At 66.1% G+C, this 18,315-nt stretch carries 14 protein-coding genes and 1 pseudogene; 3 read left to right on the top strand and 12 right to left on the bottom strand.

Translation table 11 applies throughout. The features are described from left to right. Positions 1-103: 103 nt before the first annotated feature. From Q0A15_RS13785 to Q0A15_RS13735, 12 genes and pseudogenes are all read right to left on the bottom strand, one after another. Complete coding sequence (locus tag Q0A15_RS13785) at positions 104-1,285, bottom strand: DUF6531 domain-containing protein (RefSeq protein WP_291280099.1); 1,182 nt, start codon at positions 1,283-1,285, stop codon at positions 104-106. An 852-nt stretch (positions 1,286-2,137) separates the two neighbouring features. Continuing rightward, positions 2,138-2,434: pseudogene (locus Q0A15_RS13780) on the bottom strand (DNRLRE domain-containing protein); the annotation flags it as partial. An 18-nt stretch (positions 2,435-2,452) separates the two neighbouring features. Beyond that, positions 2,453-3,643 (bottom strand): hypothetical protein, encoded by a 1,191-nt coding sequence (locus Q0A15_RS13775; RefSeq protein WP_291280098.1) that lies wholly within the window; start codon positions 3,641-3,643, stop codon positions 2,453-2,455. A gap of 420 nt (positions 3,644-4,063) precedes the next feature. Beyond that, complete coding sequence (locus Q0A15_RS13770) at positions 4,064-5,788, bottom strand: ABC transporter ATP-binding protein (RefSeq protein ID WP_291280097.1); 1,725 nt, start codon at positions 5,786-5,788, stop codon at positions 4,064-4,066. A 65-nt stretch (positions 5,789-5,853) separates the two neighbouring features. Next, positions 5,854-6,987 (bottom strand): acetate/propionate family kinase, encoded by a 1,134-nt coding sequence (locus Q0A15_RS13765; RefSeq protein ID WP_291280096.1) that lies wholly within the window; start codon positions 6,985-6,987, stop codon positions 5,854-5,856. A 161-nt stretch (positions 6,988-7,148) separates the two neighbouring features. Further along, positions 7,149-9,233, bottom strand: coding sequence for a phosphate acetyltransferase (gene pta, locus Q0A15_RS13760; RefSeq protein WP_291280095.1), 2,085 nt, complete (start codon positions 9,231-9,233; stop codon positions 7,149-7,151). A 163-nt stretch (positions 9,234-9,396) separates the two neighbouring features. After that, positions 9,397-10,383 (bottom strand): aldo/keto reductase, encoded by a 987-nt coding sequence (locus Q0A15_RS13755; protein ID WP_291280094.1) that lies wholly within the window; start codon positions 10,381-10,383, stop codon positions 9,397-9,399. 160 nt (positions 10,384-10,543) lie between these two features. Further along, positions 10,544-11,035 carry a methylated-DNA--[protein]-cysteine S-methyltransferase gene (locus tag Q0A15_RS13750; protein ID WP_291280093.1) on the bottom strand — a complete coding sequence of 164 codons (492 nt, stop codon included), beginning with the start codon at positions 11,033-11,035 and terminating at the stop codon, positions 10,544-10,546. After that, on the bottom strand, positions 11,032-12,615 hold the full coding sequence (locus Q0A15_RS13745; protein WP_291280092.1) for an Ada metal-binding domain-containing protein: 1,584 nt from the start codon (positions 12,613-12,615) through the stop codon (positions 11,032-11,034). The genes Q0A15_RS13750 and Q0A15_RS13745 overlap by 4 nt, the downstream gene beginning before the upstream one ends. Positions 12,616-12,689: 74 nt before the next feature. After that, the gene (locus Q0A15_RS15075; RefSeq protein WP_367273401.1) at positions 12,690-13,178 is read right to left on the bottom strand and encodes a T6SS immunity protein Tdi1 domain-containing protein; all 489 of its coding nucleotides are present in this window, start codon (positions 13,176-13,178) and stop codon (positions 12,690-12,692) included. A gap of 178 nt (positions 13,179-13,356) precedes the next feature. After that, positions 13,357-13,659 (bottom strand): SMI1/KNR4 family protein, encoded by a 303-nt coding sequence (locus Q0A15_RS15070; protein WP_367273400.1) that lies wholly within the window; start codon positions 13,657-13,659, stop codon positions 13,357-13,359. Between the two features lie 1,344 nt (positions 13,660-15,003). Then, entirely contained in the window at positions 15,004-15,909 is a 906-nt protein-coding gene (locus tag Q0A15_RS13735; RefSeq protein ID WP_291280090.1) for a VOC family protein, read from the bottom strand. A 315-nt stretch (positions 15,910-16,224) separates the two neighbouring features. Between Q0A15_RS13735 and Q0A15_RS13730 the strand changes: the two genes are divergently transcribed. From Q0A15_RS13730 to Q0A15_RS13720, 3 genes are all read left to right on the top strand, one after another. Continuing rightward, positions 16,225-16,602, top strand: coding sequence for a thiamine-binding protein (locus Q0A15_RS13730; RefSeq protein ID WP_291280089.1), 378 nt, complete (start codon positions 16,225-16,227; stop codon positions 16,600-16,602). A gap of 2 nt (positions 16,603-16,604) precedes the next feature. Then, positions 16,605-17,873 (top strand): GNAT family N-acetyltransferase, encoded by a 1,269-nt coding sequence (locus Q0A15_RS13725; protein WP_291280088.1) that lies wholly within the window; start codon positions 16,605-16,607, stop codon positions 17,871-17,873. A gap of 195 nt (positions 17,874-18,068) precedes the next feature. Beyond that, positions 18,069-18,315, top strand: a 247-nt coding sequence (locus Q0A15_RS13720) for a hypothetical protein (protein WP_291280087.1), incomplete at its 3' end; no start/stop codon positions are given.

Genomic DNA, 18,315 nt, shown 5'->3' with positions numbered 1-18,315 from the left:
CCTCGGCCGCCGGCTTGACAGAACCAATGCGGTCGAAGGCTTCCATGAATTCCGCCCGCAATGCAGCGGTTTCGGTTCGAGATGACACGGTGGTCGCAGCTCCTCAAGTAGAGGTGTTGCAACCACCGGTTGAGACCGCCGTGCCATTGGCTTTGCCGTAGTTGTAATACGTCGGTGCACCCGTGAGGCTGCCGTTGGACGCCTTCTCCGTAACGGAGGCGACCAACGGGACGCCCGCAGCCGAATCCGCCCCGTAGGTATACGTCGTCATATCCCCCGTGCGGGAGTCCTTCACACTCGTAAGGTTCGCGTCCCCGCTGGTCCCGCTGTAGCTGTACTCAGCGATCGGGACCGTAGACATCTTTCCCGCGTCCGCGTCCCAGGCCGTATACACAACCTTGGCGACCTTGCCCTTGGCCAGGTCCCCCTTGCTGGTCTTTTGGTCGTAACTCAGCAGCAGCGCACGGCAGCCCTTGACCAGGCCGGCGGTGCAATCAGGAGAGCTCGTCTCGGTACCGGAGATGATCTTCGTGATCAGCCCAGTTTCAGCGTCGGTGACGAAGGTGGACTTCCCCGCCACATTCGGCCCAGAGACGCTCTCCGGCACCCACTCGAAGATCTTGGTATTGGATTCCAGATTCGACCCACGCTTGAACGTGGTCCGCGTCCCGTCATCCTCAATGACCGTGATCCGAGCAGCCGTGCCCTTGCCTTCCAGTTTCACCTTCCAGCCTGACCCGGCCGCATTGTCGTTCGCCGCCAGATAGTCACCGACCTTGCCCGCCACTCGTCCGTTCCCGGCCTGACGGAACACTGCAGCGCTCTCGTCATCATCAATGAAGGTGATCGTGCCGTCTAGTCCCGTGGACTCGACCACGAGCAATTCGGACAAGCCTTCATCCGGGCCGTCGATATTGGCCCTCCACCCGGAACCGAAGATCCGAGAGTTCGCACCGATCCCCGAATACGAGGAATACGTGCGTGAGATCGACAAGCCTGTGTTCCCGGCATCAACCTCGATGTCCGTGTCGGAGAGGTTCAACTCGCCAGTAGTCAAAGCGACCTGACCGTCCCCAGCCTCAGCAGTGGGGTAGTTATCCCCGAAAGCGTGCGGAAGCTTGGTGACCTGCACCGGCTTCTTCGACTTGTTCGTAGTGCACTGCAGCTTCGACGCTGCAGGAGCCCCGGCATAGTCGAAGCACACCTGGATTTCGACCAGCGCGGGGACCCGATCCTTACCTAGGTCCTTCAGCTTGCCTGAGGGCGCCTGAGAAATGTCGATCATCGTATCCACCTTCGCGGCGGAACCCTGGGCAATCGGAGACAGGCTCGCAGCCTCATACCACCCACTGGTGGAACCAAATGTGCTCACGTCGGCAGACGCCGAATTGGCTTCACGCCAGTAGATCTTCGGTGTCACTGGTCCCGTCGAGCTTGTCGGCCCCTGTCCCACTACACGGAAGGAATCCGAGGTCGTGGAACCGGCAGCAGGCGATGTCAATGATGCTGCACCATTGCCGAACACCCACTTCGTCACCGATGAAGTGTTTCCCGCCCAATCCAGGGACTGCACCTCCAACGTGTTCGCCCCCGCAGGATTCCACGCCCATGAGCCCTTGCCCCCAGAGGACAGAACCCCCTTCCACGAACCACCATTGACTCGAAAATGAAAGGCTCGTGTATCAGCACTCGAGGAGAACGTGAACGTATTAGACCCAGGTTTCGAGGCTTTCCAAGCCCCATTCGTATAACCCGCACTTGAAACCACGCCGGGAGCCGAAGGCGCCGTAGCATCGACCGTGAACGTCGTCTTCGCACCGGATGATTTCGACCGCAACGACCCATCATTGGCCCACGCACTAGCCGAGTACGTGGCCCCATCCGACAGGCCAGTGGACTTCAGAGACGACACCGACTTCGAAGCCACCGACGACCCGGCCTTCTTGGCATAACCGCCCGTCCCGGTCACATCAAACTCGGCCTTGACCTTGCCACCATCCGGATCAGACACCGTAGCCCGCAACGTCGGAGTCTTAGTTCTCACCCACACCTTCCCCGACGAATCCTTCACAGATTCACCAGAATTGAAGGTCACGCCCGACGGTGTGGACGGGTAGGAGTTATACGTCACCGAAAACACCGGGTGCTGAGAGGTCGAAGCAGCGTAGTTCGCTGAACGGTACCGGTGCCAGGAGAGGTTGTTCTTCTCATCTGCGGCAATCAATCGCACACCGTAATTCGCGTCCGGATGATCCGCCCAATACTGCATGATCGACGTGACCGGAACCGACACCGAGTCGGATTTGCACGCAGAGCTGTACCCCTTCGAAACATTGAACGAAGCCTCGCCTGAGGACGTGGCCGTGGGCTGATTCGTCCACCGCACGTCTGAGGCAGTCCACGCGCTCGTCACCCGCTGGACCTTCACCGGCGACGACGAACACGAGTACGATTAATGGTTGTACAGCCTCAGCTCAGCCTTGGTGATCTTCTTCCCCGCCAACGCCTTGGAGCTGAACTTCAAGAATGAACGCGAGGCCAACGCCCCGGAATTGAACGTACCAACCCGCAATTCTTCGCTACCAGCCATTGAGCCCGTGGCGTCCCTCTGCACCCACGAATCGGACACTCCCGACGTCCAGGATGGGTCCACCGTCACGGGGTACTCGCGCTCCTTCGACGCCAGCCACTCATGCCCCACACGCAGCACCAGCACCTGGACCCCGTCGTCCTCCACCAACGACGTGTCCACATCAACCTGAGCCGCGGGAAGGCCTGAGGCCTTGTCCACCTTCTCATCCCACGCCTTGGGTGCCGCAGCGAAAAACACCACCTTGCCAGCGGCATCCACCACCCGGATATCCCCCGTAGCTTGGTCCAGGCCGACCTTCAATCCCTTCGACAGTCCCAACGGGAACCGCAAGACCACGTCCCCATCGGGAGCTTCATTCAAGAGGACCTCATGCTTGAAGCCTGACACGGTCGGCTCGACCACGACGTCTGCAGGTACCGACTCCACAGCCTGTTCCGCCTCGGAGGGTTCGGCCTCCACAGAGTCCTCGGCCTGGGCCTCGCCTTCACCCCGAGTTTCAGTCTCGTCCGAGCCCTCTGGGGTTTCCACAGGGACGGTGACCTCATCGGAGTACGTCGCCATGTTGTCTTGGACGGTCGGCTCCGGCAGAGCACCGTCCCAGCCCAGCTGAAGGGTCTGATCGTTCTTCTGCCCGGGCTTGGTCAACGTGGCCAGCGCCACCGACGTCTCGCCCGGCCCGGATCCGGGGTTCTCAGTGCCGTCAGCGACCGTCAGCTCGGTCCCAGAACCAGTCACCGTTGACCCAGCTGACTCCAAGGTCCCCAGATCCTCGATCGGGACATAGTCCCCGTGGTCCTTCACGAAGCGCACTGCATCCGTGGACTCATTAGTCCAGGACCCATCCGGATTCGCAAAAACCTGCGTCCTGGCATCACGCTGCGAGAGGTCCTCCACCCGATGACCCACCACACGAGCCGTCACCTGCGCTGAGACCGTGTCATCGCGCTCTGTCACATCGCTGGCACTGTTTGCCCCACTCTTGGAACCCTCGTCAGCCCACCCGGCTTCCGCCGCCACCAGCATGGACCCGATCAGTGCTCCCGCGCACACCGTCGCCACAACAGACGGCCCACGGCGCGCACCAGCGCCCCACCACGATATTTCCACAGAAGCCCCTCAAATGATCAGTGCACGCACAGGCCCCTCACAGGCGAGGTGACGATCAAGAGTCACACAATGAAAACGGGCCAATGAACCCCAACACTGTCATGCCTTTAACTGGTACCAAATCGTGACCAAAGTGGTAGCGCAGAAAGGCATTGCCCTCATTTCGTGAACGCCCGTTGTGGCAGGTTTCCTGCTGAGAGGATGCCCCCTGGCAGAGAAGAAGTCCGGGAAGACGTATCCGCCTGAGTTTCAAGCCGCAGCCGCCGGGCGGCTGATGATCGAGGTGACAGACCAACACGGCTCTTGGCAGTTGTGGGTGTAGGTCAGAACTACACCCACAACTGTCAAGAGCCCCTTAAGAGCTCAGGCGACGTCGTCGATGCCCAGTTCGTTGCCGGGGATCGAGGCCAGCAGCTTGCGCGTGTAGGGGTGGCGCGGGTTGGTGAAGATCTCCTCGCTCGAGGCGGCCTCCACCAGCTCACCGTTCTTCATGACGCACACGTAGTCGGAGATCAGCCGGACCACCGCGAGGTCGTGGGAGATGAACAGATAGGACAGTCCCCGTTCGGCCTGCAGGTCGCCGAGCAGTTTCAGGATCTGGGCCTGGACCAACACGTCCAGGGCGGACACGGGCTCGTCGCACACGATCAGTTCCGGCTCAAGGGCCAGGGCGCGGGCGATCGCCACGCGCTGACGCTGGCCTCCGGAGAGCTCCGCCGGGTAGCGGCGCAGCATGGCCTGGGGCAGTGCCACCTGGTCCATGAGGTCGCGCACGCGCTGACGGCGGGACGCCGGGGAACCCACCTTGTAAGCGTCCAGGGGCTCCTGGATGATGTGCCCAATAGTGAACATGGGGTTCAGCGAGGAATAGGGGTCCTGGAACACGGGCTGCACACGGCGGCGGAAGTCCTTGCGGTCCGCCTTGGTGAGCTTGGCGAGGTCCTTGCCGTCGAACTTCATGGATCCAGAGGTGGGTTCGATCAGACCCAACAGCATCCGGGCCGTGGTGGTCTTGCCCGAGCCTGACTCACCCACGATGGCCACGGTGGAGCCACGCGGGATGTCCAGCGAGACGTTCTTGGCCGCATAGAAGTCGCCCTTGCCCCGCACGGGGTAGACCTTGGTGAGGTCGTGAAGCTCCACGAGGTTCTCGGGCGCGTCCTTCAGGTCCTCGCTCGCAGCGGTATCCTCGGCCAGCTCCTCACGATCCTCCAAGGGCGCCGTGTAGGCGCCGGGATCCAGGCGTGCGGCCGCCACGGAGGGCGCGGCCTTCACCAGGGACTGCGTGTAGGGGTGCTGGGGGTTCTCCAGGATCTGCTTGGCGGGCCCTTGCTCCACGATCTTGCCGCGGTGCATCACGACCACGTCCGAGGCTCGTTCGGCTGCCAGCCCCAGGTCGTGGGTGATCAGCAGGACGGCGGTACCGAGCTCGGCGGTCATGGCGTCGATCTGGTCCAGGATGACTCGCTGCACGGTCACGTCCAGGGCGGAGGTGGGCTCGTCTGCGATCAGCAGGCGGGGTGCGCAGGCCAGGCCGATGGCGATCAACACACGCTGCCGCAAGCCTCCGGAGAGTTCATGCGGGTAGGAACGCACCTTGGAATCCGGGTCCGGGATCCCGGCCCGCTTCATGACGTCAAGCACCTTGGCATCCACGTCCGCCTTGGTGGCGGCCTTGTTCACCAGCAGGGTCTCCTCGATCTGCTGGCCCACGCGCTTGACCGGGTTCAGGTTGGACATGGGGTCCTGGGGCACCAGCCCGATCTGACGGCCGCGGATGCCCTGATACTGCTTGTCGGAGTACGTGGCGAGGTCAGCGCCGTCGAACTTGATGGACCCGGAGGTGATGGAGCCGTTGCCCGGCAGCAGGCCGATCACGGCCATGGCCGTGGTGGACTTACCGGAACCGGATTCGCCCACGATGGCGAGGGTCTTTCCTGCCTCGAGCCGCAGTGAGGCACCCTGGACCGCTGCGACGGAACCGTGCTGGGTCTCGAAGGTGATGGACAGGTCCTTGACCTCGAGCAGGGGTTCGCCCCGGGAGTCTGCGGAGGCGTCCGGAATTGCGGGGGATGCGGCGTGGGTCATGACGTACATCATGCCGCAATTTGGCCCCGATCACCTTAACGGGCGGCCTGGCCCAAGGCACCGATTCACATGACGCCCACCAACGCAGCGGTCTGTTGCGCGATGGCGGCTTCCTCGTCCGTCGGGATCACCAGCACCGGGATCGCCGACTCCGGTGCAGAGATCACCCGTGCCTCCTTGGAGCGTTCCAGGTTGCTCATCCGGTCAAGCGAAATGCCCAGCGCTCCCAAACCGGCGCAGACGCGCTCACGGAACTGCCAGGAGTTCTCCCCGATGCCTGCCGTGAAGATCAGTGCCTTGGCTCCGCCGACGGCCACGTGGTAGCTCCCCACGTACTTTTGCACGCGGTACGCGGCGGCCGCCAAGGCCAGTTCGGCGTTGTGGTCCCCGTCAGCTGCGCGGTCCACGACCTCCTTCATGTCGGCCGTTCCCGTGAGTCCCAGCAGGCCGGCCTCCTTGTTGAGCATCCGGTCCAGGTCCTCGGCCGTGTACTCACCGCGAATCATGAGCTGGGTCAGGACGGAGGGGTCCACGTCCCCGGACCGAGTGCCCATGACCAGCCCGGCCAGTGGGGTGTAGCCCATGGACGTGTCCACGCTGCGGCCTCCCCTGACCGCGGTGATGGAGGCCCCGGCGCCGAGGTGCGCCACCACAGCGTCGAACTGGCTCATATGGATACCGAGCAGCTCAGCGGCCTTGCCGGTCACGTACCCCACCGACGTTCCGTGGAAGCCGTACTTGCGCACGCCGTGCACGGTGTAGAGCTCGTTGGGCACGGCGTAGCGCCAGGCGTATTCCGGCATGGAGCGGTGGAACGCGGTGTCGAACACGGCAACCTGAGGCAGGGATGGCCACTTGGCCATGATGGCGCGGATCCCGAGCGCGTGAGCCGGGTTGTGCAGGGGTGCCAGTGGCGCCAGGCGTTCGATGGCGCGGGTGATCTCGTAGTCGATGAGCACGGGCTCGGAGAACCGCTCGCCGCCGTGGACGATGCGGTGTCCGGCTGCGTCCAGTTGCGGGTCCTCGCCGAGGTCCCGGGTGAGGTGTTCCTCGACCACGTCCAGGGCCACACCGTGGTCGGGAATGTCGCCGGTGCCGATGCCCTCCACGTGGCCGGAGAGGAGCAGGGCATCGGTCTCGGTGTCCCTGACCTGGTACTTCAGGGAGGAGGAGCCGGAGTTGATGACGAGGACGCGCATGGGGTGCTTTCGGGTGGGTGCGTGGTGGGGATCTCAGAATGCCCGACGTCTCGTGCCCGGCTCCCGCCGTACCTGCGGCATGTGGGCCGCCGGCCCGCGGCCGGGGCCGCCAAGGTGGGCTGGGTGCGGGAGGTGAGAACGGACGTCGGGCATGAGATGGCTCAGGCCGAGGGGGACAGGGACTGGGCCTGGATGGCGGTGATGGCGACCGTGTTGACGATGTCCGCGACCGTGCAGCCGCGGGAGAGGTCGTTGACGGCCTTGTTGAGGCCCTGCAGCACGGGGCCCACGGCCACGGCGCCGGCGGACTGCTGCACCGCCTTGTAGGTGTTGTTACCGGTGTTCAGGTCGGGGAAGACGAAGACGGTCGCGTGACCGGCCACGTCGGATTCCGGGAGTTTGGAGGCCGCGATGAAGGAGTCCACGGCGGCGTCGTACTGGATGGGGCCCTCCACCGGGAAGTCGGGGGAGGTGCTCTGGACGAGGGCGGTGGCCTCCCGGACCGAGTCCACGTCCGCGCCGGCGCCGGAGGTGCCGGTGGAGTAGGAGAGCATGGCGACCTTGGGGTCCACACCGAACTGGCGGGCGGTGGCGGCCGACGCCAGCGCGATGTCCGCGAGGCCTGCGGCGTCGGGGTTGGGGTTCACGGCGCAGTCGCCATAGACCAACACTCTGTCCGGCAGGCACATCAGGAAGACGGAGGAGACCAGCTTGACGCCGGGGCGGGTCTTGACGAACTCCAGCGACGGGCGGATGGTGTCCGCCGTGGTGTGGGCGGCGCCGGAGACCATGCCGTCCGCGTGGCCCAGGTGCACCATCATGGTGCCCCAGTAGGAACGCGAGGTCATGCGCTCCCGGGCCTGCTCCAGGGTGATGCCCTTGTGGGCGCGCAGCTTGGCGTATTCGGTGGCGAAGGCCTCGGTGCGCGGGTCGGTGTCGGGGTCAACCAGCTGGACGCCGGAGAGGTCCACGCCGTTCTCACGGGCCAGGTCGGAGACCTTGGTTCCGCCGAGCACGATGACGTCACAGATGTCGCGGCGGGCGATGATCTCCGCCGCGCGCAGGACGCGCAGGTCCTCGCCCTCCGGCAGCACCACGCGACGGCGGTCGCTGCGGGCGCGCTCCACGAGCTGATGCAGGAAGCGGACCGGGGTCATCAGGTCGGGGGAGGGCAGCTGCAGGCGGGCCAACAGCTCGGATTCGTCCACGGCCTTGGCCATGGCGCCCAGCGCGGCTGCGGTCTTGCGGGGGATGCCCGCGGTGATGCTGCCGCGCACGGCTGCCACGGCGGTGGTGGTGTCGAAGGTGCCCTGCTCGCAGGAGTAGACGGGGAAGGGTGCCTCCGCCAGCACCGGGAGCACCGAGGCCTCCACAGGTCGCGGACCCGTGACGAGCACGCCGGCCGTGGACGGGAAGCCTGGCGTGCGGGAGGCCGCGACGGCGGCGGTGAGCACGTCGGTGCGGTCCGCGGGGGTGACCAGCAGGGAGTCGTCGCCCTCGTAGCGTTCCAGCAGGTAGCCCACGTTCATGGCGGCGATCATGATGTGGCGGATGTCCCGGTCCCGTGATGGGTCGCCCGTGACCAGGCGGGCGCCCACGGTGTCCATGACCTCGCCGATGGTGGGGGAGAGCACCTCTGGTGTCTCCGGGATGACGTAGACCTTGCGGTGATGGCGGCCGGGGTGGATCTCGCTGCGCAACTCGTCGATGGTTTCCGGATCGGCGCGGTTGACGATCATGGAGAGCAAGGAGACGCGCTGCTCGTAATAGCTGTCCCGGGCCACGTCCACGGCCTCGACGGACTGCGCCACGTCCAGCCCGGCCGCGGAGACCACGCCGATCAGGTGGCAGCCCAGGTGGTTGGCCAGGCGGGCGTTGAGCTCGAACTCGGTGGTGAGGTCGTGGCCGGAGAGGTCGGTGCCCTCCACGATGACCACGTCAACGTGCTTGGCGATCTCCGAGTAGGCGTCCAGCGCGCGGGAGTAGAGCTCCTCCGTGTTCCGGGCCGCGATCAGCTCGCGGGCCTCCACACGCGATAGGCCGACGCCGACGGCCTCATCGGGGAGCTCGAAGTGCTCCCGCATGAACGCCACCATGGGGTCGGTGTCCCCGGGAGCGGTGTCCGATATCGGTCGGAAGAAGCCGATCGAGTTGGTGTGCCGGTGCAGCAGGTCGCTCAAGCCCAAGACGATCAACGACTTGCCGGATTGTGCGCTGGTGGCGCTGACGTAGAGCCCGTGGGCCATAGGTCTCTCCCTCGAGGTGGTGGTTCACCTCTATGGTCTCACCATCGGGGGACGGGTGTTGCCGAAAGTGGGAGTTGTCTCTGCTCAGGCAGGTCTCGTCCCTGCCAGGCTTTTCCGGGGGTGTGGTCCCTCGGGCCGCGCTGACGCGCTCAGGCCGCTCGGCTCACCAGCGCTCGCCTATCTCGGGGGCGATCAGGTCGTCGTAGACGCTCCTGACTGCCTCGAGCGTCTCCTCGGTGAGCGGGTCCAGGTCCGCCGCAGCGGCATTGCCACGGGCCTGTTCCGGGGTCCGCGCTCCGGGGATCACGGTGCTCACCCCGAGCTGGTCGATGATCCACCGCAGCGCGAACTGGGCCATCGTGGCGTTCTGCGGCTTCAGGGGTGCCAGACGTCGCACGGCCTCGAGCCCGGTGGCGAAATCGACACCGGAGAACGTCTCCCCGACGTCGAAGGCACTCCCGTCCCGGTTGAAGGTGCGGTGATCGTTGGCCGCGAAGGTCGTGTTCTCGTCATAGCGCCCCGAGAGCAGGCCGCTCGCCAGCGGCACACGGGCGATGATCCCGACCCCGGCCTCCCGCGCGGCAGGCAGAACCCGCTCCAGCGGACCGAGCCGCAACATGTTCAGGATCAACTGCACGCTGGCCAGGTTGGGGCGGGCGATCGCGGTGAGTGCCTCGGCGCGGGTCTCCACGCTGACGCCGTAGGCACGGATGCGTCCCTCGTCCACGAGCACGTCCAAGGCGTCGAAGACGGCGTCGTTGCTGTAGACCTCGGTGGGCGGGCAGTGCAGTTGGACCAGGTCCAGGGCGTCCACGCTCAGATTCGTGCGTGAGCGGTCCACCCAGGAACGCAGATTCTCGAGGGTATAGATCTCTGGTCGCTGGGGCATCACACGCCGTCCTGCCTTCGTGGAGACGACCACGTCCTCGATGCCGTGGGCCTTCAGGAACGCGCCTATGGTGGCTTCGCTCAACCCATCACCGTATGCGTCCGCAGTGTCGAAGAAGCGAACGCCGGACCCGTAGGCCTCCTCGAGCACCGCGAAGGCATTCTCTTGGCTGACGTCGCCCCAATCGGCGCCCAGCTGCCATGTGCCCAGGCCGATCACCGAGACGTTGCGGCCGCTCCGGCCGAGAATCCGCTGCTCCATACCCACTCCATTCATCGACAACTCATGCTCCCCAGCACGGTCAAGTATCGGGGCCGGCCGCTGGTGGTATCCAATGCGGGGCGTGCGAATTACTCGCTATGACCCGCGGTGAAGGCCAGCGGGGCGTCGGTCCCGGGGTGAACAACGTCGACTGCGAGGATCACGGACGGGTGCGGTAGCCCTCCAACTCCAGCAGGTATTCCTTGGCGGGCAGCCCGCCCGCATACCCGGTGATGGATCCATCGGTGCCGATCACTCGGTGGCACGGCACCACGATGCTGAGCGGGTTGTGTCCCACCGCCTGTCCCACCGCCTGATTGGCTCGGGGGCGGCCGATGTCGGTGGCCACGGTGGCGTAGGTCGTCACTTGGCCGCGCAGGATCGCCCGCAGCCGCGTCCACACGGCGCGCTGGAACTCGGTCCCGGAGGGATCCAGAGGCAGATCGAAGTCGACGCGGTTCCCGGCCAGGTAGTCGGTCAGCTGGGTGGCGGCCTCGTCCAGGACGGCATCGTCGCCGGGTTCCACGCGCTCGCCGAGGATGCCCTGCTTGGGCGGGTGGCGGTGCTCCGCGAACCAGACGCCTGCGAGTCCGTATTCGGTCGCGGCGAGGGTGAGCGAACCAAGTGGGGAGTCGATGAGCAGATGTTTCATGGGCGTCTTCCGTTCTGGTCTGCTGTGGGGTGGGAGTGGGTGCGCCAGAGATGCAGTGCAGCGTAGGAGCGCCACGGACGCGCTGCCTCCATGAGGTGCATGAGGTCGGCACGGTCGGCGGCCAACCCACGTGACCGAGCGACCGAGAGCAGCGCGGCGTCGCCGGAGAGGTCCACGTCCGGGTCGCCGAGCGTGCGGAGTCGTGCGTAGGCCAGGGTCCAGGGTCCTATGCCCTTGATCCGGGAGGCCTCGTCCAGCGTGGCTTCCCGTGCGGCTGCGTCGTCGACGGGCGCGTGGGGTTCGTCGGCGCTGAGGAGTTCCAGGATCTGCCGCAGCGTCTCCTGTCGCGTCGCTGGGCCGCGGAACCACTCCGGCAGGCGCTGAAGCGCCTGCGCGGCGGTGGGGAACGGGCGCAGGGAACCCGAATGCCCGACGTCGGGCAGCCGGGTCAGCTCACCGGGCGCCTCGGGCGCGCCCGGCTCAGCCGGCGCGTCAGGCGCGCCGTGAACGGTGGCCACCAACCGGCGCAACTGGGCTCGGCCGGAGGCGACGGAGACCTGCTGGGTGACGATGGCCCGCAGCAGGGACTCGGTCAGTGTCGGTTCCCCGGGTAGGCGGATCCCCGGATGCTCCGGGACGTCGTCGCGCAGCCAGGGCAGCGAACTCAGGGCCGCGTCGATGCCAGGGCTGTCGGCGTCGAGGTCGGCCATGCGCCGGGCCAAGGATATGGCCTCGTTCAGGTCGGCGGCATCGTCGAGGGCGAGGGACACTCGGAGTGTGTCGGGGGAGTCATTTGCGCCGAACGCGAGTTCACCGGTTCCGTGCCGGAGCCGCACCGCGGTGACGTAAAGCGAGTCCTGGACGGCGTCCACGCCCGCGAGCGTGCGGGGAGCGTAGAACTCCAACAGCGAATCCACGTCGATCGGTCCCCGTGCCTGCAGCGCGAGGTTGAGACGGGCCGGGACGCGATCGGTGGCCAGTGACGAGGACTGGGCGGCGACTCGGAGTCGTCCGGGCGGCCGGCCGAAGACCTGCTGGATGGTCTCGTTGAAGGTCCGGATGCTGCCGAAACCCGCGGCGAACGCGATCTGGGAGATCTCGAGGTCCGTCGAGGTCAGCAGCCGGAAGGCGGTCCGGGCTCGCCGGGTCCGCGCGTGTTGCACGGCCCCCACGCCCGTGTCGCTGATCAAGGTCCGGTTCAGCGTGCGTGTGCTGGTCCCGAGCCGCCGAGACAAGTCGCCGACGGAGCCAGTGTCCAGCGCGCCCGCCTCGATCGCGGCGAGTGCGCGCCCGGCCAGCGTTGCCATGTCCGGAGAGGAGGCCGGGCCGGGCAGAGCCTCGGGAAAGCACCTCAAACATGGGCGGAACCCGGCCGCCTGGGCCTTGGCGGCCGTCTTCACGAAGGCGACGTTGCTCGGCTTCGGGGTCCTGGATGGGCAGGACGGGCGGCAGTAGATGCCGGTGGAGAGCACGGTGGTGTAGAACCGCCCGTCGAACCGGGTGTCGCGCGTGTGGATCGCGGCGTAGGCGACGTCGAACGGCGGCGGGCCGTCCTGCTCGACTACTCGGGTGGTGCTCACCCCTCCATGGTGCCCTGTTTCTCGCTTACGGGCTGGCGGTTTTGCGCCACGGCCGTGGAACGACCTAGGTCGGCCTACTGGCCCTCGACCTTGATCTCCGGGATGGGCGATCCCGGCGGGAGGTCCTTGACCTGCTGGTAGATCTGGCCGAAGAGGCTCCAGTGCACGGAGGTGAAGGCGATCTCGATGTTGTCCAGGGTGATCTCCCCGCCCAGGAACGGCGGTGTCTTGAAGGAGGCACACTGGTCGAAGGGGAGTGAGCGCAGTCCGGTGTGGTTCCGCACGGCTCGGAAGGAGTCCTTGTCGAAGAACTCGTCGGCCTTGCGGTCCTTGCGCAGGCCGGTGAGGAATCCTTCCAGTGACCCGATGGCCTTGAGCTCGGCGGAGGCGATGTCCGCGCGGACCACGACGGCGCCCTGGTCCGCAGTCCCGGCAGCGTAGTGCCTGCCTAGCCAGTCCGTGGCGAAGACGGGCAGTCCATCAGCCTCTTCACCGAAGGCTTCCTGGAGTTCCTGAGTGGCTTCAGGTCCGGATTCAGCATCGTGGATCTGCAGCAGCCCCATGGACAGCGAGGCCCCGTACCAGCGGGGCTTGGTGAATTCGGCACCGGTGAGGTCTTCCAACCAGGGCTGCGCCCCATTGCGGGAGGCGGTCGGCTTGAGTTTCATGACTCGATTCTCCTTGTCGATGGGTGTCTTTGGGCAACGGCGCGCTCCGGGTACGCCGTTGGATCTGCGCGGGTCAGTCGTTGAGGTTGGCGGCCCATTCTGCGAGGAGGGCGGTGACGTGGGGATGGATGGGTCCGGTGTGGGGTTGGTCGTGGTTGATGGTGAGGATCTGGCCGTTGGTTCCTCGGGGGCCCGGGGAGAGGTCGACGACGAAGTTGTTACCCATTCCGTCGGCGGTGATGGGGATCCATGCGCTGTTCCAGATCCCCGGTTGGGTGGTACCCGGGGCGAAGCCGACGGGTACCTCGGGGCGGTCGCGCGCTTCGTCGTTGACGTCCTCGTAGGCGTCATTGTTGACTTCCCATTCATCGAGGATGTCACCGGTGGAGAGCAGCCTGGTCCCGGGAGGGCCTCATGCTCCTCTGTCATGCCGTTGTGCCGCTCGAGGGACTTGCGCATGGGTGCGGGGAGTTCGCGGCCGAGTCGGGCCTCGAGGTCACTGATACTGTCATCGTCGGCGCCGGGGTTGAGCATGTCCTCGGCGTCGTCTCCGAGGAGGGCCTCGATGTGGTCCCAGACGGAGCCGATGTCCTTGGGATTCATAGGAGGAAGCGGCCCCTGCCGTTCGGGTTCGGAGATCGGTACGTCGCCTGCGGCTTCCGAGGACCCTGTATCGCCTGGGGTGGCGGCGGGGTCCGGTGCCGTGAACCACCCAGCCGGGAAGAGGCCGACGGGTAGCGGCTGTGGTGGCGGGAGATGTCGTAGCTCTGGGACAGGCTCGTTGGGGCCGATGTTGTCGTGGAAGCCGGTGAAGCCTTCCGGCAGATTGATGTTCAGGTCCTGAGACAGCGTGGGTCGCTGGTTGGAATCCGCCAGGACCACGCGCATGGCGTGGGCGTCGGTCTCGAGTTCTTGGTCGAACCGGGCGCGGTCCCAGCCGATGTCGTTGCCGACGGACGAGAGCCGGTAGATGCTCATCTCAGCCATCTCACCGAGGACGATGCGCACAAGGTCCTTTCCCACGGTCCAGAATGCCGGACCCGGTCGATCCGGGGTTCCCATGAGCTCACGAGTCCCCTCGAACTCCGAGCTGTAGGACGGATCGAACTCCTTGGCCAGATCGTGGTCAGCGGTCGTGGTGCGGTTGAAGAGGTGGGCGTAACCAATGAGGTTGGTGTACTCGGCGGGCCAGGACAACGCGGCTCGGGAGGCGCTGTTGGGGGCATCGGGGCCCTCGGTGCAGTGGACCCCGTTGAAGATCAGCGCCTCGCACAACCGCCGTACGGCCTCCTGATAACCCATGAGTGCCCAGAGGTGAGCCATGAGTCTCAACTCTTGCGAGTGGTTCTTTGCGCCGTAGGTCAGTGCTTGCTTGATGTCAGGGCCCATGACCTTGCGGAGCATGCCGGGAGCATCGGCAGGTACGGCGTCCACGGCAGCGTCCACCAGCCGGTTGTACTCACGTTCGGCGCGCCGATCCAGCATGTGCGGATTACCTCCGGATGTCGTTGGCGTGCGCAAGGAACACGACTCGTTACATCTGGGTTCAACCCACGCACTTGGTCCAGCGTGGCGGCCGCTCCGCCACCACGCTGGATTCGACTATTCCATGACACCGTGAGCCATGGCCAGTAGAACGATCATTGGTGTCGTGCTCGCAGCCGATTGCGACTGTCAGGCGGTGTCGTGCGGCCTGGATGCTGCATCAAGGGACGGTGAGTCAGGCGTCCTTCACACTCACGCGCAGCTGATTGGCCCACGGGTCCTCGAAGGTGAGGGTGCGACCGTCGTCCTGGGTGTTGATGCCACGGAAGGACAGGCGCTGACGCAGCGATCCAAGGGCGTCGTCGTTGGGCAGGCTCAGGTCGATCTCACCCAGGCCCAGGCTCGGCGTGCGTACCAGCGCACCGCGCGAATCCCAGGTGTTGGCGGCGAGGTGGTGGTGGTAGCCGCCCACGGAGAAGAACACGGCCTGACTGCCCATGGCGGCGGTGACGTCGAAGCCCACCACGCCCTCGTAGAAGTCGCGCGCCACGTTGCCGTCGCCCACCTTCAGGTGCACGTGACCCACGGCCGTGGAAGTGCCGTCCATCTGTGGCGCGGAAAGCCCTGCCTCGGTGATGTGGTCCTGGATGAATTGGTTCGGGTCGAACCATGTGGTGCCCATATCCACCTGTCCGCCGTGCCAGGTCCAGGTTTCGCTCGGGCGGTCCATGTACAGCTCCACGCCGTTGCCCTCGGGATCGTCGAAGTAGAAGGCCTGCGACACGGTGTGGTCGCCCACGCCGGTGAAGGAGTGCGGGTAGTGGCGGGCCACCGAATAGACGGCCGAGGCCAGGTCGGCGGGCGAGGAGAACAGGATCGCCGTGTGGTACAGCCCGGCTGAGCCTGCTGCGGCGTGGCGCAAGCCGGCGTTGTGCTGCAGGACCATGCTCGGCACGCCGTGGTGGCCCAGGATCGCGGAGTCACCCTCCTGCGCCATGACGTCGAGGCCGACGCCCTCGTGGTAGTAGCGGATCATGGCGTCCAGGTCCGCCACGTGCAGGGTCACGGCTCCCATGACGGAGTTCGCGTCGAGACGGTCGTCGGCGGGGCGGGTGGGGTTCGGATCGGTGATGGCGGTCATGGGGTGCTCCTTGGGGCGTTCCTTGTTTACTTCAAGCTTCAACTAGTATGACTCGAGATTCTATTCCGTGCCATGACCCACGTCATACGCATTTCGGTCAGACCGCGCGCCGGCGTCGATGGGGTTGATCAAAAATCGCGACGTGGGCGGCGGTCCCGCGCGGCCCCATGCCCCACGGCTCGGGCCGGGGCCCGCTCCCACCGCGCCGCAGGCGCAGTGCGGCTGGAGGACGGGTACCTGCCGTCGGGCATCGTGCGAGGTCACATGGGAACGCATCACTTCACCGTTGGCATGGCCCGATGGCAGGCTTGAGACATGATCGTCGCGTTCTCCGTCTCCCCCTCAGGTATGGACCACCCGGACGGGTCGGTGCACGACGCCGTCGCGGCCGCCGTCCGCGTGGTCCGTGACTCCGGGCTGCCCTTCCGCACCTCCTCCATGTTCACCGAGATCGAGGGTGAATGGGACGAGGTCATGGACGTCGTCAAGCACGCCACCTTCGCCGTGGCGGAGTACGGCACCCGCATCTCCCTGGTGCTCAAGGCGGACATCCGCCCCGGCCGAACCGGCGAACTCACGGGCAAGATCGACCGCCTGCAGAAGGCCATCGCCGCGCAGGACGGTGTGTCCTCTGACTCCGACTCGGCACCGGCCCAACTGACCCGGGACACCCGCCCGGAACTGGGGGCCTGAGCGTGCCCGGGCCCCACGATCCTCGCGTCACGACCTCGGCCGGAGCGGCCGGTGCGACACCTGCGCAGGTGGATTCGTACTTCGAGACGAAGTTGGTGGACGAGCCGGCCCCGCTGGCCGCGATCCGTTCCCGGAACCTGGAGGCAGGTCTGCCGGACGTCGCCGTCACTCCCGCTCAGGGGAAGTTCCTGTCCCTGCTGATCCGGCTGGCAGGTGCTCGCCGCATCCTGGAGATCGGAACGCTGGGCGGTTACTCGGCTGCATGGATGTTGAACGGACTTCCCTCCGACGGGCATCTGCACTCACTGGAAATCGACCGCGGCCACGCCGAAGCCGCTCGCGCGAACCTGGCCTCCGTGGACCCCTCCGGGGAAGGGACTCGTTGGAACGTCGAGACGGGCCCCGCCGTCAAGGCCCTGCATCAGCTCACCTGGACGCGGCAGGCGCCCTTCGACCTGGTGTTCATCGACGCAGACAGGGCCTCCAACCGGACCTACCTGGAATGGGCCTTACGGCTGACCGCACCAGGCTCGCTCGTGGTGCTGGCCAACGTGGTGCGCACCGGCGCCGTGGCCTCCGGCACTCCCGAGGGGGAGGACACGCAGGCTGATGTGGACGGGGTCCGCTCCGCGTTGGAGATGATGCACAACGACCCTCGGTTCGAGGCCACCGCGCTGCAGACCCTGTCGGGTCAGGCCTGGGACGGTTTCGCGCTGGCCCTGGTCACGGGCGCGGCGGCACCGGGATCCGTGGCTCAGTCCGTGCGCATCGAACGGATGAGCCCCGCCACCGTGCGCGGTGCGCTCGAGGTGAAGAACCTGGGTTGGCGCACCACCTTCTCCCGCCACATCGTGGACGAGTTCTTCGACGATCTTGATTCCCGGTTGGAGGCCGACGTGGCCTCCTGGACTGCGGCTCTGAACAGGCCTGGCAACCTGACGCGTGCCGCCGTGGCGCTTGCACCGGACGGCGAGGTCATCGGCATGGCCTCCGCAGCTCCCGTGTTGGAGGAGTCCGACCGCCTCGCCACCGGAGCCAAGTGGGAACTCTTCACCGCATACGTGGAACAGTCGTGGCAGGGGTCGGGTGTGGCCAAGCGGCTTGCCGACTTCGTGCTCGGTGACGACCCTGCGCTGCTCTGGGTGCTGGAGGACAACCCCCGAGCCCGGGCCTTCTTCGGGAAGCTCGGGTTTGCGCCTGACGGTGCCCGCGAGGAGCTGCCCCCCGAATGGAACGGTGCGGCCGACATCCGCATGGTCCGCCGCAACTGATTCTGCGCCCGGTTCACCGCCGGCTTGCACCGTTCTCGTCCCCTGCCCCGTCCCCGCACGTTCCGCACTCAACTCCGCTGCGTCCCGTTCTGTCTCCCCAGGCTTTCCGTCAGCGCAGCATGCTTTATCCATGGGGCGCTGACGGAATGTCTGGGCGGGGTGAGGCCGCTGTGGGCGTGTGGAAGGGTGAGGGGCATGGAATCTCCCGACTTCTCGGTGTCCCGCATCGGCGAAACCCCCGACGACGAACGTAACTTCCGGTTGCTGCACGGCGCCATCTCCGTGAAGAACGCCGGCTGGCGGGACACCTACTCGGACTGGCTGTCCGCAGAGGAACTGGACCGGATCGACGCCAACCTGGAACGAACGGTTCAGAACTGGTTCGCTGCGCTGCAGGAATCCCGATTGGGACCGGTCTGGGCCGCAACTATCCCGCAGGGTG

The organism is Galactobacter sp., from assembly GCF_022712295.1.
Lineage (GTDB): Bacteria > Actinomycetota > Actinomycetes > Actinomycetales > Micrococcaceae > Galactobacter.
Note: the sequence above shows the minus strand (reverse complement) of the source record. Positions and strands in the feature narration are given on the sequence as shown.